The 20,325-nt window shown below is 38.6% G+C and carries 23 protein-coding genes; 12 read left to right on the top strand and 11 right to left on the bottom strand.

The window, feature by feature from the left end; all coding sequences use genetic code 11:
* Positions 1-28 precede the first annotated feature (28 nt).
* The 7 genes from J7E57_RS15770 (at position 29) to J7E57_RS15740 (ending at position 7,062) form a co-directional block, all read left to right on the top strand.
* Positions 29-1,807, top strand: a complete 1,779-nt coding sequence (locus tag J7E57_RS15770) for a DUF885 domain-containing protein (protein ID WP_215165866.1) — start codon at positions 29-31, stop codon at positions 1,805-1,807.
* Positions 1,743-3,065, top strand: a complete 1,323-nt coding sequence (locus J7E57_RS15765; RefSeq protein ID WP_251029935.1) for a DUF418 domain-containing protein — start codon at positions 1,743-1,745, stop codon at positions 3,063-3,065. Before J7E57_RS15770 ends, J7E57_RS15765 begins: the two co-directional genes overlap by 65 nt.
* Positions 3,066-3,135: 70 nt before the next feature.
* On the top strand, positions 3,136-3,687 hold the full coding sequence (locus tag J7E57_RS15760; RefSeq protein WP_215165862.1) for a cupin domain-containing protein: 552 nt from the start codon (positions 3,136-3,138) through the stop codon (positions 3,685-3,687).
* A 68-nt stretch (positions 3,688-3,755) separates the two neighbouring features.
* Positions 3,756-4,988 (top strand): serine hydrolase domain-containing protein, encoded by a 1,233-nt coding sequence (locus tag J7E57_RS15755; RefSeq protein ID WP_215165853.1) that lies wholly within the window; start codon positions 3,756-3,758, stop codon positions 4,986-4,988.
* Between the two features lie 5 nt (positions 4,989-4,993).
* Positions 4,994-5,977 (top strand): hypothetical protein, encoded by a 984-nt coding sequence (locus tag J7E57_RS15750; protein WP_215165851.1) that lies wholly within the window; start codon positions 4,994-4,996, stop codon positions 5,975-5,977.
* Between the two features lie 23 nt (positions 5,978-6,000).
* Positions 6,001-6,306, top strand: coding sequence for a YbaB/EbfC family nucleoid-associated protein (locus J7E57_RS15745; RefSeq protein ID WP_057930731.1), 306 nt, complete (start codon positions 6,001-6,003; stop codon positions 6,304-6,306).
* Positions 6,307-6,384: 78 nt separating this feature from the next.
* Entirely contained in the window at positions 6,385-7,062 is a 678-nt protein-coding gene (locus J7E57_RS15740) for a metal-dependent hydrolase (protein ID WP_215165849.1), read from the top strand.
* A gap of 275 nt (positions 7,063-7,337) precedes the next feature.
* Here the strand turns inward: J7E57_RS15740 and J7E57_RS15735 are convergent, their stop codons facing one another.
* The 3 genes from J7E57_RS15735 to polA all read right to left on the bottom strand — a co-directional run bounded on the left by J7E57_RS15735 (position 7,338) and on the right by polA (position 11,484).
* Entirely contained in the window at positions 7,338-7,682 is a 345-nt protein-coding gene (locus J7E57_RS15735; protein WP_215165847.1) for a hypothetical protein, read from the bottom strand.
* Positions 7,683-7,786: 104 nt separating this feature from the next.
* On the bottom strand, positions 7,787-8,656 hold the full coding sequence (locus J7E57_RS15730) for an energy transducer TonB (protein ID WP_215165838.1): 870 nt from the start codon (positions 8,654-8,656) through the stop codon (positions 7,787-7,789).
* 20 nt (positions 8,657-8,676) lie between these two features.
* The gene (gene polA / locus J7E57_RS15725) at positions 8,677-11,484 is read right to left on the bottom strand and encodes a DNA polymerase I (protein WP_215165836.1); all 2,808 of its coding nucleotides are present in this window, start codon (positions 11,482-11,484) and stop codon (positions 8,677-8,679) included.
* 159 nt (positions 11,485-11,643) lie between these two features.
* Here polA and J7E57_RS15720 point away from each other — a divergent pair, with 159 nt between their 5' ends.
* Together J7E57_RS15720 and J7E57_RS15715 are read left to right on the top strand one after the other, a co-directional pair.
* Positions 11,644-12,414: a hypothetical protein gene (locus tag J7E57_RS15720; protein WP_215165828.1), complete on the top strand. Its 771-nt coding sequence runs from the start codon at positions 11,644-11,646 to the stop codon at positions 12,412-12,414.
* 47 nt (positions 12,415-12,461) lie between these two features.
* A complete protein-coding gene (locus tag J7E57_RS15715; RefSeq protein WP_215165826.1) occupies positions 12,462-13,142 on the top strand; it encodes a hypothetical protein in 681 nt (226 codons plus the stop codon).
* A 39-nt stretch (positions 13,143-13,181) separates the two neighbouring features.
* Here J7E57_RS15715 and J7E57_RS15710 read toward each other — a convergent pair whose 3' ends face one another.
* From J7E57_RS15710 to J7E57_RS15695, 4 genes are all read right to left on the bottom strand, one after another.
* Entirely contained in the window at positions 13,182-13,724 is a 543-nt protein-coding gene (locus tag J7E57_RS15710; protein WP_215165818.1) for a GNAT family N-acetyltransferase, read from the bottom strand.
* The gene (locus J7E57_RS15705; RefSeq protein ID WP_215165816.1) at positions 13,724-14,314 is read right to left on the bottom strand and encodes a DNA-3-methyladenine glycosylase I; all 591 of its coding nucleotides are present in this window, start codon (positions 14,312-14,314) and stop codon (positions 13,724-13,726) included. The genes J7E57_RS15710 and J7E57_RS15705 overlap by 1 nt, the downstream gene beginning before the upstream one ends.
* Positions 14,315-14,347: 33 nt before the next feature.
* A complete protein-coding gene (locus J7E57_RS15700) occupies positions 14,348-14,722 on the bottom strand; it encodes a four helix bundle protein (RefSeq protein WP_215165814.1) in 375 nt (124 codons plus the stop codon).
* Positions 14,723-14,825: 103 nt separating this feature from the next.
* Positions 14,826-15,179, bottom strand: coding sequence for a carboxymuconolactone decarboxylase family protein (locus J7E57_RS15695; RefSeq protein ID WP_215165811.1), 354 nt, complete (start codon positions 15,177-15,179; stop codon positions 14,826-14,828).
* Positions 15,180-15,230: 51 nt separating this feature from the next.
* Between J7E57_RS15695 and J7E57_RS15690 the strand changes: the two genes are divergently transcribed.
* Positions 15,231-15,590 (top strand): hypothetical protein, encoded by a 360-nt coding sequence (locus J7E57_RS15690; RefSeq protein WP_215165809.1) that lies wholly within the window; start codon positions 15,231-15,233, stop codon positions 15,588-15,590.
* On the opposite strand, the gene J7E57_RS15685 is transcribed toward J7E57_RS15690, so the two are convergent.
* A complete protein-coding gene (locus tag J7E57_RS15685) occupies positions 15,580-15,912 on the bottom strand; it encodes an MGMT family protein (protein ID WP_215165807.1) in 333 nt (110 codons plus the stop codon). The two genes, J7E57_RS15690 and J7E57_RS15685, sit on opposite strands and share 11 nt — an antisense overlap.
* Entirely contained in the window at positions 15,912-16,562 is a 651-nt protein-coding gene (gene trmB / locus J7E57_RS15680; RefSeq protein WP_215165805.1) for a tRNA (guanosine(46)-N7)-methyltransferase TrmB, read from the bottom strand. Before trmB ends, J7E57_RS15685 begins: the two co-directional genes overlap by 1 nt.
* A 113-nt stretch (positions 16,563-16,675) precedes the next feature.
* Here trmB and J7E57_RS15675 point away from each other — a divergent pair, with 113 nt between their 5' ends.
* A complete protein-coding gene (locus J7E57_RS15675) occupies positions 16,676-17,602 on the top strand; it encodes a GDP-L-fucose synthase family protein (protein WP_215165804.1) in 927 nt (308 codons plus the stop codon).
* A gap of 53 nt (positions 17,603-17,655) precedes the next feature.
* Here J7E57_RS15675 and J7E57_RS15670 read toward each other — a convergent pair whose 3' ends face one another.
* Complete coding sequence (locus J7E57_RS15670) at positions 17,656-18,783, bottom strand: glycoside hydrolase family 130 protein (protein WP_215165802.1); 1,128 nt, start codon at positions 18,781-18,783, stop codon at positions 17,656-17,658.
* Between the two features lie 233 nt (positions 18,784-19,016).
* Between J7E57_RS15670 and J7E57_RS15665 the strand changes: the two genes are divergently transcribed.
* Positions 19,017-19,949, top strand: a complete 933-nt coding sequence (locus J7E57_RS15665) for a hydrogen peroxide-inducible genes activator (RefSeq protein ID WP_215165801.1) — start codon at positions 19,017-19,019, stop codon at positions 19,947-19,949.
* Between the two features lie 122 nt (positions 19,950-20,071).
* On the opposite strand, the gene J7E57_RS15660 is transcribed toward J7E57_RS15665, so the two are convergent.
* Complete coding sequence (locus tag J7E57_RS15660; RefSeq protein WP_215165799.1) at positions 20,072-20,317, bottom strand: hypothetical protein; 246 nt, start codon at positions 20,315-20,317, stop codon at positions 20,072-20,074.
* Positions 20,318-20,325 lie beyond the last annotated feature (8 nt).

The raw sequence follows: 20,325 nt of genomic DNA, 5'->3' as shown, positions 1-20,325 counted from the left end.
TTTTGATTAGAACCTTAACCCAAAATAGATGAAAAAGATATTTCTTTTTGCTGCCTGTATTACGGTGTTTACTGCCTGTAAACAAAAAAGCAGTTCAGACAATACTACCGAAAACAAAGCTTTTGCAGCCTTGTGCGAACAATACTACCAGGAAGGATTAAAACTGAACCCCATTAACGCCACCTATATCGGCGACGAGCGTTATAACGACCTTTTAGCCAACGATGGGTCGCAAGCCTATATAAAAGAATCTAAAAGCTATAACGAACGTTATTTAGATAGCTTGGGTAAATACGATCGGGAAAGCCTAAGTGCAAACGACAAATTATCTTTCGATTATTTAAAAGATCAGTTGGAGATTAACATCGAAGGGCTTAAGTATCATTCCGAATACCTCCCGTTTAACCAAATGTTTGCTTTGCCTTTAACCATTGGCCAGTTTGGTTCAGGAACGGGCATCCAACCTTTTAAAACTGTAAAAAATTATGAAGATTGGTTAAAACGGGTTGATGCATTTTCGGTATGGGCCGATACCGCTATTGGCAATTTTAAAAAAGGTGCTGCCGCCGGCATTGTATTACCAAAAGCATTGGTGATTAAAATGATTCCTCAAATGCAGAGTATGGTTGTGGCTACACCCGAGCAAAGTTTATTTTATGGACCGATAAAATTAATGCCTTCAAGTTTTTCTGCAGCAGATAAGCAAAAGTTAACAGAAGCGTACCGCAATTCGATCACTAAAGTAATTATTCCTACGTATAAAAAATTGGGCGATTACCTGCAGAACGAATACCTGCCAAAAACAAGAACTACCTCAGGTTATTCTGCCATGCCAGGTGGTTTGGCCTGGTACACTTATCTGGTTAAACAACAAACTACCACCAACAAAACACCAGAAGAGATATATCAAACGGGCTTAAAAGAAGTGGCCAGGATTAAAGGCCAAATGGACAGCATCAAAAATTTAGTTGGCTTTAAGGGCGATTTAAAGGCTTTTTTCGAATACATGAAAACGGATAAAAAATTCATGCCTTATAAAACACCAAAGGAAGTTTTAGCGGCCTTTGAGAATATCCATCAGCGTATGAAACCCAATTTGAAAAAGATGTTTGACGTTGAGCCTAAAACACCCTTCGAAATCCGCCAAACTGAGGCTTTCAGGGCAGCATCGGCCAGTGCAGAATACAATCAAGGTTCAGCAGATGGATCACGTCCAGGAATCTTTTATGTGCCAATTTTAGATGCTAAAACATTTAACACCACCTCGGGAATGGAATCCCTTTTTCTTCACGAGGCAATTCCAGGTCACCATTATCAGATTTCTTTAACCCAGGAAAATAAATCACTTCCTAATTTCCGCCGTTTTGGTGGGCATAATGCTTACGTAGAAGGTTGGGCACTGTACTGTGAATCATTAGGTAAAGAACTAGGCTTATATCAAGATCCTTACCAGCATATGGGCGCTTTGGGCGATGAAATGCATAGGGCAATCCGTTTAGTGGTTGATGTGGCCATCCATACCAAAAACATGAGCAGAGAAGAAGCCATAAAATACATGACAGACAATGAAGCCATCAGCACTGAAGGTGCAACAGCAGAAATTGAACGTTATATGGGCATACCCGCTCAGGCTTTGGGTTACAAAACGGGTGCTATGAAAATAAGGGAATTAAGAGCAAAATACGAAAAGGAATTAGCTCCGAAATTTAAACTGGCAGCTTTTCATACAGCAGTTTTAAAAGATGGATCTTTCCCGCTATCTGTTTTTGAAGCCAAAATGGATACCTGGGCAGAAAGCCAGAAGTAAAATTGAGGGGATATCAGAAATGGTATCCTCTTTTTTTGCCCATTGCACCATTAGGCCTAAAGATTCTATTGTACATTCTAATTATCCCTACTATATGAATAACCTGTCAAGTCAACCTATCCAACTCAATCAGCGCACTGTAATTGTTGATATACTTAGGGGCTGGGCGCTTTTGGGCGTTGTTTTGATGAACTATTATGATTTTTTTGTACTGGATAAAGACCCTGTTCTTTTTAAACCCGATCATTTAACCGATGGCTTGATGTATATCTCAAGAACGGTTTTTGCAGCCAAATCGTGGACAATGTTGAGTTTGCTTTTTGGCTATGGTTTTGCTGTTTTAATGAATAACGTAAGCAATAAGGGGCAGAACCCTTATACTTTTTTTGCAGGCCGCATGTTCTGGCTGCTGGTGCTCGCATTAATTAACAGTGCATTGTTTTTTGGCGATATTCTAAAAGATTATGCCATTTTAGGGCTGTTACTGCTATTCTTCTATCGAAGCTCGGCCAAAACCACTTTTGCGGTAAGCTTGGTGCTCTTGTTGATTATTCCGGCATTAAGTGCTTTTGTCAACTCGCTGCACGACACTGGCCGAGAAGATATCACAAAACTGTTTTACCTCTACAGGAGCAATTACCTGGTAGATGTACTATACTTCGGACTAAAAGGAACCTATGTTGCCCAAATGATCAGTAAGCCGTACTTATATACCGTACATGTTGTAATGTTCTGTTGTTTTTTATGGGGTTTTAGCCTGTACAAGATCAATTTCTTTAATGCATTGCCAACCAAAATAAAGCTGGTAAAAAAAATGTTTTGGATTTCATTGGTTATTACCCTTGTGCTTTCTGCCTATTTCCCTATTATCGACAAATTAAAGTGGAACGTTAAGGATTATTATAACATACGTTATTGGCTAATTTTAAGCACCATGTTGTTTATTTCCAGCGCCATTTGCTGGCTGTATATTTCAGGTAAATGCAAAACCTTTTTTGGCAGTTTGGCTGTTATGGGCAAAATGACCCTGACCAATTATATGGTACAAAACCTGATCGGCCTGCTTATTTTTTCGGGCTTTGGTCTTGGTATCTGGACATCAATGCCAATAGGCTTTTATTTAATATTGGCGATTATTATTTACACGCTGCAGGTTTACTTTAGCAAATGGTGGCTTTCGAGGTATAATTATGGCCCCATCGAATGGATCTGGCGTCAATTAAGCTATGGAAAAAGATTGCCACTCAGAATAAAATAGCTTAAAAGTGGAAAATTAAAATCTAAACCCTTTTCCGATTACTTTGTTAAACTATTAAAACACCCAAGTCATGGACAAAGAAAAACTGATACAAGAAGCTTATTTAGTTGCACATAAAATAGAAGAGAACGGAAATTTTCCAAACAACCCAACTTTGCCATTAATGATCTATAAAGGCACATTCAGGCTGCATCCAGATGATACTGAAGAGGTGATCAAAAAAGTTTTCGCACAGAACGGATACACCAATGCCTGGGTAGATGGCATCTTTGATTACCATCATTACCATAGCAATACACACGAAGTAATGGGCGTATTTTGTGGCAAAGGCGATGTGCAGTTTGGGGGCGATCATGGCGTTTGTATAGAGCTGGATAAAGGTGATGTAATTATCATTCCTGCAGGTGTAGCACATAAAAAACTGAACTCAAGTGACGACTTCACTGTTGTTGGCGCATATCCAAATGGTTCAAATTATGACATTAAATATGGCAAAGCAGAGGAGCGGCCTGAAGCAGATGAAACCATTGCTAAGGTAAAAAATCCAGACAGCGACCCCGTTTATGGAAGTAAAGGTCACTTATTTGAATGCTGGTACAACCAAAATTGCGAAAATGTGTAAAACTCTTTCGTTTTAACCGTCTAAAATTCTTTAATTTTCGGGTTTTAAATACACTATCCTTAATATAAATGAATTTTCGATACCTATGTTCAACATTAGCCCTCTCTGTAACTTTACTAACTGCATGTACAAGCAAAAAATCTGAAGAGAAAAAGGCGGCTGAAAAAAAAATCCGCACCAAAGACGACGACAAAGCAGACAGCCTTCTATTGGTTTATAATCCGCAAAAAGGTGATAAATGGGTTGCTGATTTTGTAGATAACCTACACCGAAAATTCAATTTCAACGGAAATATGCTGGTAGCCAAAGATGGAAAAATTCTTTACGAAAAAGCCGTTGGATGGGCCGATTACCTGCACCGCGATAGCTTAACCATCAACTCAGAATTTGAGCTGGCTTCAATTACCAAAACCTTTACCGGCACAGCCATTATGCAATTGGTAGAAGCTGGAAAACTTTCGCTAAACGATAATGTAAAAAAATTCTATCCTAATTTTCCATACGAGGGCATAACGGTGAAATTATTGCTTTCCCACCGCAGCGGCATGATGAACTATGTTTATTTCATTGACGATATCTGGCGTAAGGAAAAACGCAACATGAAAAAAGGTGTAACCAATCAGGAAGTAATGAATGTTATTGCCGAGCGAAAACCAAACCCATATACTAAACCAGATAACCGTTTTCACTATAACAACTCAAACTTTATGGTTTTGGGTGCCATTATAGAAAAGGTTACCGGACAACGTTACTCGCAGTATATGATGGAGCATGTATTTAAACCAGCTGGATTAAAGCACACGCATGTGTATAGCACCACTGAGTATGAAAAAATTCCGGTTGATGTGGTTGGTCATGACCGCAATAGTTTTAGATATTCTGTTGCGCAGAATTTTTTAGATGGTCCTGTTGGGGATAAAGGCATTTATAGCACGGTACACGATTTGGTATTATTTGATAAATACTTGAAAAACGGAAGATTACTGACCAAAAAGAGTCTCGATTCGGCATATGTAGGTCGCAATAAACCTATAAACGGCCATTTTAACTATGGCTATGGCTGGAGAATATTCGATGGCGAGAAGATGGACAAAGTAGTTTATCATACGGGTTGGTGGCATGGTTTCCGTCATATTTATGTGCGAGATTTAGACAAAAATATTGTAATCATATTTTTAGGTAACCTTACTAATGGAAGTTTGATGCATCTTGATGAGCTGTACAAGCATTTCAATATGCCGGTTATCCGTAAAGGGGCTTACCATGGCAACGGAAGTTTGCCGGGTTCTGACGAAGATTAATTTTTATGGCAAAAACTAAATGGATTATTGAGCCAAGCATGTTGATCATCTATCCGAAAAGAAATTTAAGGATAGTTGGACTTATATTTTTTGTATTAATTGCGGCCTTTATTTTCTTTTTATCGAGATCGGTACAGAGCTATTCTGCTGGTCTCACTCTTGGGTATTATGGCTGCCTGTTATTAATTCCGTTACTATTGATTTTTATTGCTGAAACAAAAGTGATTTTTGATGGCAACAGCAGGGTTCTATATAAGAAGATCGGTTTTTTGCCAACAGGTTCAATCCCCTTTGATGATATTGCTTCGGTACAGGCTTATGAAATCATGGGTAGTGGATATAATTACCGGCTGTTTAAAAAAAGCAACCGGCATGGCAAGGGTATAATCGTCTCCAGCGGTTATAGCAAAGCTACCAATCCGAATCTGATTCAATTTCAACAGGAAGTTCTTCCAAAAATCGATGAACTTGTTTTTGCAAATGCACCGGTAATTCCTAAACAAACTATTTACGACTTTCAGTTTTTTAAAGAAGAGGGTGGCGTGTACCTATTGCGCGATAATAAGATAGGCAGCTTAATCATGGGATTGATTTTGATAGGAGTTACCGTTGCGATATTGCTTAACCCAGATTTTTTAACAAACGAAGGTTCTTTTCAAAAAATATTACTCACCTATTTTCCGGCGGTTATCGGCTTAGCGCTTCTTTTTGCAGCAACCTCCAACATCCGTTTTGATAAAAGCCAGAGGAAAATTATCCGTTCCACTTTCGCTGGCCGAGTATTAAAAGAATATCCATTTGATAACCTGGTCCGTTTTCATATCATCCGTAAAACAACCAATCTTATTTATTCGGGCACCGAAGTTAGGGCAGAGATTTTATTGCCTACCAAAAACAAAACAACCACTTTAATCCTTAAAAGCTTTACAGGCACTAAAAAGATTGAGCGCTTTCTTGATGAAGCCAATACGATTTTAGGCCGGATTTAGTTTGATTCTAAAACAAAACGATTATGTTCGATAAATTATTTGCGGCTCAACAAAAAGCCGAGGAAATTAAAAAACGCCTTGATACGATCTCAGTATTTGGCGAAGTTGAAAATGGTGCCATAAAAATCACTGCTACAGCAAACAAGGCAATCACCGGAATTTCCATTGATGAGGAGTTTTTGAAAAATGCCGATAAGGAAGAATTAGAAGAACTTTTATTAACAGCTATTAATAAAGCTATGGCAAGTGCTGAACAGGTTAGTGCCGCAGAAATGCAGGCATCAGCGCAAGATATGCTTGGAGGCTTAGGCGGTATGTTTGGGCAATAAAACCATTAGTTAACTTAACTGTTTATCCTAAGAAGAATCGATCTTGCTACTTGAGACTCAAATCTTGATACTATTATTATGAAATACACCTATTACGGCCAATCTTGCTTCTTATTAGAGGCAGCCGGCAAAAAATTACTATTCGATCCGTTTATATCACATAATCCATTAGCTAAAAATATAGATATTAAAGCTATTGAGGCAGATTATATTTTGGTTAGCCACGGCCATGGCGATCATGTGGCCGATCTGGTGGCACTAGCAAAGCAAACGCAAGCGACCGTTATTGCCATGCCAGAAGTAGTAGATTGGGCAAGTAAACAAGGGGTAGAAAAAGTACATGCAATGAATTTTGGCAAATTTACGTTTGCTTGGGGAACTGTACGCATGGTGCCTGCAACCCACTCATCGGGTTTGCCAGATGGAAGTTATGGAGGAAACCCGGCAGGCTTTGTACTTGAAGTAGATGGCAAACAGATTTACTTTGCAGGCGATACGGGTTTAACCATCGAAATGAAAGTTTTAGCCGATATTTACAACCTGGATTATGCCATCCTACCAATTGGTGGAAATTATACCATGGATGTTGATGATGCTTTGGTTGCGACTAAATATTTCGACTGTGATCATGTAATCGGTGTACACTACAATACCTTTCCGGTAATCGAAATTGATACTCAGGCTGCGTTAGATAAATTTAAACGCGAAAATAAAACGCTATTGTTGCCAGAAATTGGTGAGACGATAAACTTATAGCCTCGTGCGGATTACAAATCCGCCGTTTGACGGTCGTGATTGCAAATCACAACCAACGAAAACCGTCATTTCGAGCGGAGTGCAACGTATTCGAGAACCACATAGTGCTCAGCGAAGCTAAATCTGTCTAGATAGATCTCTCCGTTCCGCTGCGCTTCAGTCGAGATGACGACATCTCTTTGAATGCGCCTAATGTGTCGTTCGAACAGGCACCATTAAAGCAAAAAAAGGGCCTCCGATTTTCATTGGAGACCCTTCAAATTATAAACCTGAACCTAATTCTTTTTAGCAGCAGCGGCTTTGTTGGCTTTGTAACGCATATCGGCTGTTCCGTCTTTTTTGGTTGGACCAGCAACTTTAGTTACCGCTTTTGCTTTATTTTCTTTAAAACGCATATCTGGCGTCCCATCTGCTTTTACCTTAGCAGCTGTAGTAGTTGTTTTAGTTTCTACTTTTTTAGCTTCTTGTTTTACGCCTGCTTTAACAGGTGCTGTTGTTGTTTTTACTTCTTTTTTTACTACTGTTTTAGCTTTAGCTGCAGGAGCCGTAGCCGGCGTTTGAGCAAATGCTGTTGTTAAACCAAATGCTGCGATTGCGATTAAACTCAATAACTTTTTCATAATTTTCGATTTTTGTTTTACTCGTTTATTTGTTGATATAAAATTGATTAATCGGGATGAAGTTTTAATGAAGATAACGAATATTTTTATTTTTTGTAATACAACTACCTTAAAGTAAAATTAATATTGATGACGTACGATACAGCTATAGGATTACCAAATAATGTACCCGGAATCCAATTTGGTGATTGCTGCGTAACCCTGATTGCCTCTTCACTTAAACTCGCACTAGGTGACGAAATAATTTTAATATCTTCTATTGTGCCAGTTTTATTTACTGTGAATGATAAATAAACTTTCCCTTGGGTTTTAGCCCGGTGATCTTCTACAGGATACCTGATATTTTTGCTCAGATATACATAAAATTGCTTCATACCCCCCGGAAAAAACGGCTCCGTGCTAACATCGGCTTTGACTACAGGTTTACCGTCTATATCTAGATATGCACTATCGATTACTTTACTTTTACTATCGTACTCTTCTTTAAGTGCCAGGTTGCCGTTCTCGTAAAGAATCTTCCATTCGCCCAATTTCTTTCCATTGCTATAATTGCCGCTTATTTTTGTAGCACCATTTTTCCAATAGGTGGTATATGCTCCATTGAGCTTATCTTCTTGATATACTTTCGATTCTTTTGGCTTACCATCAAGGTCAAAGCTCGTCCACAAACCTGTTTTTTTATTGTCGAGGTAAAAACCCTTCAATGAAACTTTTTCATTGTTGTACTCTTCAAATTCGCCGTTTAGCGTTTTCAGTTTTTTATCGGCGAAAGTTTCCGTTTTAACAATAGCGTGTTTGGCATTAAAGGTTGTTTTGATCCAAACACTATCCTTTCTGTAAACTTTATAAGTTTCACCTGTTTTGGCTACCGCTTTGGTATAATCACCAAAGCTATAGGTTATTAAAGTGTCGCTTTTCTGCGCAAATACATTAAGCGAAATAAAACTGAAAACGATGATTAAGGTTCTTTTCATCACATGTATTTCGTTATCCCTTAATGCGCAGCCAGCCAATTATCTCCCTCACCAATTTCTACCACAATGGGTACCGTGAGTTTAATGGCATTGGCCATTTTATCCTGAATAATTGCTTTCATCGCTTCTTTTTCTGATCTCAGTACATCAAACACCAACTCATCATGCACCTGCATGGTCATGGTTGACTGCATACCCTGCGCTTTCATTTCTTTATGGATATTAATCATCGCAATCTTGATCATATCGGCAGCAGAACCTTGAATGGGTGCATTAATGGCATTTCGTTCTGCAAAACCTCTTACGGTCTGGTTGGCAGAGTTAATATCTCTTAAATAACGTCTTCTGCCCATTAAGGTTTCTACAAATCCGTTCTCGCGTGCGAAGTTCATGGTATCGCTCATGTAACGTTTAATCCCTGGGTATTGTGCAAAATATTGTTCTATAATTTCGGCAGCTTCCTTACGTGGAATACCTAAATTTTGCGATAAACCAAAAGCAGACTGACCATAAATAATTCCGAAGTTAACGGCTTTCGCATTTCTGCGCTGTGTTCCATCTACTTCTTCGATGCTTACGCCATACACCTTAGCTGCTGTTGCCGTGTGGATATCGATCCCTTTGTTAAAAGCATCGAGCATATTCTCTTCCTTACTGATTTCGGCAATAATGCGCAATTCTATCTGCGAATAATCGGCCGATAACAAAATGTGGTTTTCATCCCTTGCAATAAAGGCTTTGCGCACCTCCCTGCCACGCTCGGTACGGATCGGAATATTCTGTAAATTTGGGTTATTGGAGCTTAATCTTCCCGTTGCTGCAACAGCCTGATTGTAGGATGTATGCACTCTACCTGTTTTAGGGTTAACCATTAAAGGCAATGCATCAACATAGGTTGATTTAAGTTTTTGTAACTGGCGGAAGTCTAAAATATCCTGTACAATATCACTTTTACTGGCTAAGGCCAGTAAAACGTCTTCTCCGGTTTGGTACTGACCGGTTTTCGTTTTTTTTGCTTTCGGATCTAACTGAAGTTTATCAAATAAAACCTCTCCCAATTGCTTTGGCGAGGCGAGGTTAAATTTAACTCCTGCTTTATCGTAAACGTTCTGTTCGAACTTGATAATCTCAGTTTCGAGTTCTTTAGAATAAGCTTTTAAGGTTTCGATATCAATACGAACACCTTCTTTTTCTATATCTGCCAAAACATAAACCAACGGATTCTCAATTTCTTCGGCTAGTTTGGCTGCATTTAGTTGTTTTAATTTTGGTTCAAATATGTGCGCTAATTGTAATGTCACATCAGCATCTTCGGCCGCGTAATCTACCACATCTATTACAGGCACATCACGCATGGTGCCTTGGTTTTTGCCTTTTGCACCAATCAATTTGGTAATAGAGATCGGTGAATACCCAAGGTAGTTCTCTGATAAAACATCCATACCATGGCGGGTATCAGGGTCGATTAAATAGTGCGCAAGCATGGTATCAAAAAGTTTACCCTTCACCTGAACACCATACCATTTCAACACTAAAATATCGTATTTGGTATTCTGACCAATTTTTTCAATTTCTTCATTTTCCAATACGACTCTAAATTCGTCTACGATAACCTGAGCCTCTTCTCTCACTGCCGGAACCGGAATGTAATAACCTGTACCTGGTTTTATGGAGAAAGATAAACCAACTAAATCGGCCATGTTTGCATCGGTACCCGTAGTTTCCGTATCAAATGAGATCCGTTTTTCGGCAAGCAATATTTTAATTAGATCTGCACGTTGCTCAGCAGTATCAACCAACTGATAATCGTGTTCTGTATTTTCGATGGTTTTAGCCGGAAGCTTTTCTGCTGGTTCCTCTTCAAGCGTATTGGTATATTGAATGGCTTCGCCAGCTTGGTTACCGAATAAGTCTGTCTGCGTACCTTCCTGAAAGCGTGCTGTAGTGACGGAAAATTCATCGCCAAATACCCTGCGGCCTAAAGTCCTGAACTCTAATTCGGTAAATAGCGGTTCTAATAAATCGCGGCTCGGATCGCAGAGTTCCAAACTGGCTTCATCCAATTCAACCGGAACATCCAATAAAATAGTAGCTAGTTTTTTGGATATTAAACCTTGCTCTGCAAAATTTTCTACGTTTTCGCGCTGTTTTCCTTTTAGTTCGTGCGAATTCGCAATAATGTTCTCCATAGAGCCATATTGTTTGATCAGCGCTTTTGCCGTTTTCTCTCCTATGCCTGGGATACCTGGTATATTATCTACCGCATCGCCCCATAATCCTAAAATATCGATTACCTGTAATACATTTTCGATCTCCCATTTGGCCAATACTTCCTTTACGCCCAATATTTCCATATCGTTACCCATACGGGAAGGTTTGTAAATAAAAATATTTTCAGAAACCAATTGCGCAAAATCCTTATCTGGCGTCATACAGTAAACCTGATAGCCTTTTTGTTCGGCTTTTTTAGCCAGTGTACCAATAATATCATCGGCCTCGTAACCATCAGAGGTGATCACTGGAATATTAAAACCCGTAATTAATTTAATCACGTAAGGCATGGCCGCAGCCAGATCTTCGGGCATGGCCTGGCGATGTGCTTTATACGCTTCGAAAGAAGTATGCCTTTCAGTCGGCGCCTCAGTATCGAAAACAACTGCAATGTGTGTTGGTTTTTCTTTCTTCAAAACATCTAACAAAGTATTGGTAAAGCCCATTACTGCCGATGTATTAATGCCTGTTGAGGTGAAACGGGGGTTTTTACTTAATGCAAAATGCGCCCTGTACATCAGCGCCATACCATCTAGGAGAAAGAGTTTTTTATTCATGTGATTACACCGATTAATGATTATACCGACAAACAGATTTATCGGATGATAAAAGTAACCAAAGTTAGTCATATCACTAAAATGCTTTGTCAACAAAAAAAAATAAATTATTTATTGAAATCTCTTACTTTAAGCATCATTTATAAAAAAAACGCTTTTATGAAAACTTTCTTTACCTTAATTTTTTGCATCACTGCCTGCTTAACCAAGGCTCAGCTCCCATCCGATACCTTGATTACTTATATCACTTTCGAAAACCTAAAAGGACCCGATGATGGTTATGGCGCGTCAATCGATCGGCCAATAGGCAGTGGTGCCTTTAAAAACATATCCGATCGGGATAATTTAAGAGTAAGAATGGCCAAACTCGAAAATTCTTACCGCTGGCCTGATGGATCAAAAATCGACTTTACTAAAAGAAATAGTCAACATTCAAATACAGGTATTGTAGATCGTTATACTTTGATAAATCCAACTACAAAAGATACGCTATTTCTCTTTGTTGATCCCTATAAAACCGATTCTACATTTTATATTCCAAAGGGAATGGTTGCTGTTAACAAAGAAGTTTTGGCAAAAGAAATTGCCGTACAGCTAAAATCAATCGACAATATTAACGCCGCGAAAGATGCTTTTAGCAATGAACAGGAAAACATTAATAAGATTGCCAACTACATTGCCAGTAATATCGGACTGGTTAATTTTATTGATCGGGAAAGTCTGCGTAAAGTGATGACTGATACCCAAGCTGATTCAGAACTAAAGAATTATTTGTTTAAGCTTTATGTTTTGAATAAGTTTTATGCATTGGGCAAGAATATTGTCAATACAAAAGCTTATGCTTTAAATAAAATGAAAGAATCATTTATTAATTTTCAAAAAGAGCACCCTGATGTAGCGACTGGAAATATCAAAATTAATCTGAATTAGTATGTTTTGGAATTAAGTTCCGTTATTTGTGAAAAGCAATTGAGCATATGAAATTTCTATTATCTGTTTTTCTTTTCTTACTTACGCTAAATCAACTTTCAGCTCAGGATTTTATTGTTAAAAACAACGATGATGTCATCCGTGGAACGATAAAGGGCACCGATTATTTTTCGGTTTTTATTAGTGCCAATGATGAAGCCGATGTGATTTTGCCTGCAAAGGATGTTAAGAACTTCTTCTGGAACGGTGATAGCTTTGTGAGCAAGGGTTTTGCAAATGGGCGCAATTTCGAATACCGTTTTGTTAAGGTAATCGAAATGGGAACGGTTAATCTTTATTCTTTTGGCGGAGGTACCTTAGTTCCCGCAGTAAAAGAAAAAAAAGTAAAATTCAGACCATCAATTGGTATTGGAACAGGAACCGGTGGTTATGGTGGCATGGGTATGGGTGGAGGCATTAGCATTGGCAGTGGCCGTAATGCTGCACCAGAGAGACCAGCCGGTGCGCCTGTTGTTCGTTACTTCATTGAAAAACCAGGTGCTGGTCCTTTACAGGAAGTGCCGATGAAAGCGATAACCGAAGACACTAAAAAAACTGAAGTTAAAAATATTTTATTGCAAAAAATGGGCGACCAACCTGCTTTAAAAGCGAAAGTTGAAGCTGGGACAGATTTTAATAGCAGAGATGTAATTGAATGGGTTAAAGAATATAACGCGACAAAGAAATAGCGCTAGGATTAAAAATAGATTTCAGGATTGCAAGATCGTTTAACTCATATCTTCGCGCTTTAGTTTTATATAAATGGCTAAACTGATAAGCTCATCATTTTTAATTTCACAGTTCTCCATTGTTTTCTGATAATCAAAATCAAGTTTTTGGAGTATCTTTTTGCTGTTTTCATTTTGAGTCTCAACCATAGCCTCGATTTTTATTAAGCCTAATTTCTCAAAGGCATAATTGCAAATGGGATTTACTACTTCTTTAATGATGCCTTTTCCCCAATGTTTGGGCAACAGCCAAAACCCGATTTCAGCCTTTTGATCCCTTTTACTTAAATCATTAAATCCTATGGCCCCTAAGAGACCAAGGTTTTCTTTATCGCAGATTGCCCACCAAATTCCTGTTTCATTTTTTTGAAGGTCATTGAACCAGATCAATTGCTCATTGGTTTCCTCCAGGCTTGCATAGCGCACATCATAATAGCGAATCACATCCGGATGGGATAATCCTTCAAAAACAAATGCTAGATCGTCCGAACAAAATTGCCTCAATAAAAATCTATCCGTGTGTATTGTAGCTGAAGCAAACATTACCTTGCGCAGCAGTTTAATAAATGGTCGTTAACCATGCCGGTTGCCTGCATATGTGCATAGCAGATGGTGGTGCCGAAAAATTTGAAGCCACGTTTTTTCATGTCTTTACTGATCTGATCAGAGAGTTCGGTTCTGGGCGGAACATCACTCATTTTTTCAATCTGATTTTGGATCGGTTTACCATCTGGAACAAAAGCCCACATGTATTTAGAAAAACTGCCAAATTCTTTCTGGATTTCGATAAACAGTTTAGCGTTGGTAATGGCTCCGTTAACTTTTAAGCGATTGCGGATAATACCTTCATCGTTCATCAGCCGTTCTACATCTTTTTCGGTAAAAGCGGCAACTTTGTTAACATCAAAATTGGCAAAGGCTTTACGGTAGTTTTCCCGTCTTCTGAGAATAGTAATCCAGCTTAAACCAGCCTGCGCACCTTCGAGAATCAGGAATTCGAATAAAATTTTATCATCATAAACAGGCTTTCCCCATTCATCATCATGATATTTAATGTAAAGTGGGTCGGAACCAGCCCAGGCACAACGGGTTACTAAGTTGGGAGTTTGGGGTTGGGAGTTTTGAGTTGGCATAGCGTATTGTTAAGTTTCGAGTTATTACAAATGTTAAGGAGTTTTGATTAGGAACTTTTCAGGGTTATTCATCATGTAAACCAATAATTTCGCAACCTCTTCTGCTTGATTGTTTAGTGTATTAAATTCATTATCTGAGATATAATTACAAGCCAAAGCAAATTCTAACCATGTTTGAGTTTCGCCGTTTTCGGTATCCGCATCAGAAAGCTTACTCACAAAATGGTTTGGGTATTTTCTTTTTCTATAAGCTTCTGCTAGGTTTGCACAAACACTTCTTGAACATCTTCTGATCTGATCTGTTAAGCTGTATTTTTCTTCTGATGGAAATCTTTTAGAGATCTGGAATATCTCCATTGAAAGTTTAAATCCTTTTTGATATGCCAACAAATCCTTAATTGTTCCCATAACTAAATATAAGAACATTCAATTGCATTATTTAGTCAATTTAAGAATTCCCACTCTGAAAACTCGCAGCTCCAATCTGGGACATGCAAGGAAACTCCCAACTCTAAACTCCCGCCTCCGAACTTAATTCATCCCAATACTCCACCGCTCTCCTGTAATGTGGAATTACAATACTACCGCCCACAAGATTGGCGATCATGAAAATTTCGTTCATCTCATCATGTTTCACACCAGCATCGAAACACTTGCCCAAATGGTATTTAATGCAATCATCACAACGCAAAACCATCGAGGCTACCAGCCCTAACATCTCTTTCGTTTTAACATCTAAGGCTCCATCAGCATAGGAGGTTGTATCGAGCGCAAAAAATCGTTTAATATTTGTATTCGCCGTTTCCATAATTCTATCGTTCATTTTTTCACGATAGCCATTAAATTCTTCTACAAGCTTTCCCATATTTTAAAATCTTTTTTAACTGTTATTTGTTAGGGATATAAACATTTGATTATGAAAATGATATCTCCAAAATTTCACGCCGTTTTAGATTACCTATTGGTAATGCTTTTATTGGCTTCGCCCGATATTTTTGGTCTTTCTAAAACCGCTTCAACACTGGCTTACACATTGGGCATTATTCATTTTTTATTAACGATAACCACTAATTTCAGCGGGGGTATTTTTAAGATCGTTAACCTTAAACTTCATGGTCTTATCGAGTTTTTTGTTAGTATTACCCTTGTTATCTTAGCCTTTACGCTTTTTAAAGGGAATTTAACCGACGAAATTTTCTACGCCTGTTTAGGTTTATTGATTCTGATTATTTTTACCCTTACCGATTACAAACGAAGTTTACCCGTTATACTGTAATTTCTTCGAGCGGATTCCAGAATACTTTTTTAAAGTTCACCACCTTATCGTTCTTTACTTCGACGCCTTCTTTCCTCAACAGCTCCTCCATCAGTTCGGGCGGTTTGAAATGAAACTTTCCGGTTAACAAGCCACTACTGTTTACCACCCTATGGGCAGGCACACCAGGATGGGTTGTTCCGGCATAAAGCATGGCATGTCCAACCATTCTCGATGATTTTGCTGCACCTAAACTTTTCGCGATAGCTCCATAAGATGTAACCCTTCCTTTCGGAATTAACCGGGCAATCTCATAAACCTGTTCGTAAAAGTTAGTATCCATTATTCAAAAGAAAATTGAATATAATTAATATTCTTGTCGTGTAACAAGTATTTTTTCTCGTAATAGGTTTTGATTGACAATACCTCATCAACCAAATCTGATGTGTACAAATGATCAGTATTTTTATGTACAGGCAATCCTAATTCTGCAACCTTTTCGCAAGTATAAGCATACAATTGGTCGTTATCCGTTTTCAAATTAACATTGCCACCTGGTTTTAAAACAAGTTTATAACGGTTCAGGAATGCGGGGAAAGTCAATCGTTTTTTCTCACGGCTATCTTGTGGTTGCGGATCGGGGAAAGTGATCCAGATCTCGTCAATTTCTCCTTCGTTGAAATAATCCAATAAATTTTCAATCTGGATTCTTAAAAAAGCAACGTTGTTGATTCCATCTTCAATAGCTGTTTTTGCACCTCTCCAAATGCGGTTACCTTTATAATCAACACCTATAAAGTTTTTTTCAGGAAATAACCTGGCTAAGTTTACCGAATATTCGCCTTTTCCACATGCCAGCTCGAGCACAATGGGATTCGTATTTTTAAAATGTTCTGAAGCCCAGTTTCCCTTTAAAGTTTTTCCCTGTTCTAATTGATATACGTTTGCAAATGTTTCAATTTCTGCAAAACGCCTAAGTTTATCTTTACCCAAAAGTTTTTTTTCTGCAAAAATACAATTAAATCAATAATCGAAGTTTCTTTTGCCAGAAAGATTAATGTCATTCTTATTTAGGAATCGTATTTTTGTAACCTATAAAAAATACCGTGAAAAAAAACGCTAAAATATATGTTGCAGGTCATCGTGGTATGGTGGGTTCGGCCATTTACCGCAAACTGCAAAAAGAGGGTTACGAGAATATTATAACCAAAACTTCGAGCGAGCTAGATTTACGCAACCAACAGGCGGTTACCGATTTCTTTGCAGCAGAAAAACCAGATTATGTATTTCTTGCCGCAGCAAAGGTAGGTGGCATTGTAGCCAACAATACATACAGGGCCGATTTCCTCTACGAGAATTTAGCCATACAAAATAATGTGATCCACAATGCTTATGTAAATGGCGTTAAGAAACTCATGTTTTTGGGATCGAGCTGTATTTACCCAAAAATGGCCCCACAGCCTTTAAAAGAAGATTACCTCTTAACCGGAACTTTAGAGCACACCAATGAACCTTATGCGATTGCAAAAATTGCAGGGATTAAAATGTGCGATGCCTACCGCGATCAGTATGGCTGTAATTTTATTTCGGTAATGCCAACCAATTTATATGGCTTTAATGATAATTATCACCCTCAAAATTCGCATGTTTTACCTGCTTTGATCCGCAAAGTACACGAGGCAAAAGCAAATAACGAAAAAGAGATTGTGGTTTGGGGATCCGGTTCGCCCATGCGCGAATTTTTGTTTGCAGATGATCTGGCGGATGCCTGTTATTTCCTGATGCAAAACTACAACGAGCCGCATTTGATCAATGTTGGTACCGGGCACGATTTAACCATTAAAGACCTCGCTTTATTAATCAAAGACGTATTAGGCTTTGAAGGCGAATTGGTATTCGATGCAAGCAAACCCGATGGAACACCGCGTAAATTGATGGACGTAAGCAAACTTCATAATTTAGGCTGGAAACATCAAATAGAACTTCGTGAAGGTATTGCTTTGGCCTATCAGGATTTCGAAAGCCGGTACTAAATAAGTTTTACAACGGTGCGCAGGATGTTATCCTGCGCAATCTTATTTATGGCTTATTTTTTAGCGGCAGGATCATAAATGGCTACTGCTACCCGGCTGTCGGCACAGCCATAATATAAAAACCATTTCTCTTTGAAATAAACCAGCCCCTCGATAAAAACTGTACCTGAGGGGTATTGTCCACTTTTTTCGAAAGGCTCAGTAGGTACGAAAAAAGGTTGATCAAGCCTCGCGATCACTTTTGATGGATGCTTCAGGTCGAACAACACCTGCCCGGCCGAATAGGTATTGGCTACATAATTGGTATCTCTTTCAGCATCGCTCCTGTTTTTACCATTATATAAAACTAAAATACCCTTATCGGTTACAATTGCCGGCGGACCGCATTCGGTCAGGTCACTATCGAAATATTTTTTCCTGGGCTTCACAATTAAATCTAAATCACCTTTTGCATTTAAAGCTGGTTCCCAATTAATAAGATCGACTGAGGTAGCAATATTCATGAAACGTTCGCCCCAGTACATCATATATTTGCCATTTATTTTGGCGATCACTTGTTTTCCATTTTCCACCTTGGTTACAATTGAACCAGATTTGCATTTGAGATTTTGAAATTTACCATTATAGGCTCTACTAAACGCAGGGCCGTGTTTGGTCCAGTGTTTTAAATCTTTGGAAGTGGCTACAGCCAGGCGGAATATATTTCGGTTCCATTGAGTATACAGCATCACATACATACCCTCTGCGGTAACCGCAATTCGCGGATCTTCGCAACCGCCCGGCCATTCGTATGCTTTCTGATTGTCTTCATCAGGGTAGAGCACCGGCGCTGGATTCCGCTTCATTGTAATGCCATTGCTACTTTCAGCAATACCTATTCTGGAAGTACGCTTGCCAATTCCATTGCCTGACCTGTCTTCTCCGCGATAGAGTAGATATACCTTATTTTTGTATACAGCAGCAGCAGGATTAAATACATCGCTCGCTTCCCATGCTATTTTTTGTTTACTCATCGGGTCGAAGAAAACACTTTCGGCTTTTGGCGAAATAATGGGATTAACATTTTCCGGTCGTATAAATGGCCCTAATGCCCAATCGGGAAATTGGTTTTGGGCATTTGCTGCAAAGGCCAACGGAAGAGAAATGACAAAAAGGACTAAGCGTAAAGCGATTCTGTTCATAAAGCTAAAATACCTAATTAATCTCGTAAACCGGTGATGGTTTGGATTATCGCTAATTAAATCAATCCTACTTAAATATTCTATTCAACCTTTTGTTTAAAAATCTCATTTTTAACGGAGAATTTTATCTATTCAAATCATTCGCAACTCAATTATCCATCCATCAGTATTTCAAATATTTTTTATTATAGTCAAAATTGATATATTTGATTTTATAAATAAATTTTAACTATATGACTTTAGTTCAGCTAGAATATATCGTTGCTGTAGATACTTACAGAAGTTTTGTTACCGCTGCAGATAAATGTTTTGTAACGCAACCTACCTTAAGTATGCAGGTGCAAAAACTGGAGGAACTGATCAGCGTTAAAATTTTCGACAGGAGCAAACAACCAGTAAGTCCGACCGAAATTGGCGCTCAGATTATTGCCCAGGCCAGGGTTATTTTACAGGAAAGCGGAAAAATAAAAGAACTGATCAGCAGTCAGCAGCAGGATGTTTTAGGCGAACTAAGAATAGGCGTAATTCCAACTGTTGCGCCATACCTGCTCCCCGAAGTAATTTCTGCTATGCTGGATAAATATCCTGAATTAAAACTTTTAATCTGGGAATATACCACCGAAGACATTATTCACCACCTCAAAACAGGTGTACTGGATTGTGGTATTTTAGCCACACCACTTACCGATCCGAACATTACCGAAATCCCATTATATTACGAAAACTTTGTAAGCTATATCAGCAAAAACAGCAAGCTTTATAAAAAGAAGGCCGTTGATGCCGAAGATCTGAACGACGAAAACATCTGGCTTTTGAACGAAGGTCATTGTATGCGCAATCAGGTATTGAACATTTGCCGCTCTACAAAAAACAACAGATTACAGGGACTGGAATACAATACAGGCAGTGTAGAAACGCTGGTTAGAATGGTCGATTTAAACGGTGGCGCAACATTATTGCCTGAGCTGGCCATAGCAGAATTAAATACAAAACAGACTAGTAAAATCCGACATTTTAAATCGCCTGAGCCTGTGCGTGAGATCAGCCTGGTAACCCATAAAAACTTTATTAAAAAACGGATGCTTAATGCTTTAAAAGATGAGATTTTAGAAATTATCCCAAAAGCCATGAAGCAAAAAAAGAAAAAAGATATTGTTGGGATTTAATTTGCAACTTACTCCACGATCGTCATTTCGAGCGGAGTGCAACGTAGCCGAGAAATCTGTCTAGATAGATCTCTCCATTTCGCTACGCTTCAGTCGAGATGACGACTTTTTATAGGATTGATTTATCCCGCAACCTCGGAATTTAACTCCCGATCTCTATCTACATGATCAGCCAACTTATAGCCTGATGCCGCAGGATTTTTATCTTCTAAAAAGATCAAAATAATTAGTGAAACAATAGGGATTAAAAAGGAAATAAAAAACCAGAACCAAAAATTCCGGCCTGTTCGCTTAGCCAAAAAACCTGCAAGTAACTGTGGCGACAATAGTAGTCCGAGTACAATAGTGCCTACGATTATCTCTGGCATTTGTTATT

Source organism: Pedobacter sp. ISL-64 (genome assembly GCF_018613605.1).
In the GTDB taxonomy this organism is placed as follows: domain Bacteria; phylum Bacteroidota; class Bacteroidia; order Sphingobacteriales; family Sphingobacteriaceae; genus Pedobacter.
The sequence above is the reverse complement of the archived record's forward strand: the minus strand, read 5'-3'. Positions and strand labels throughout refer to the sequence as shown.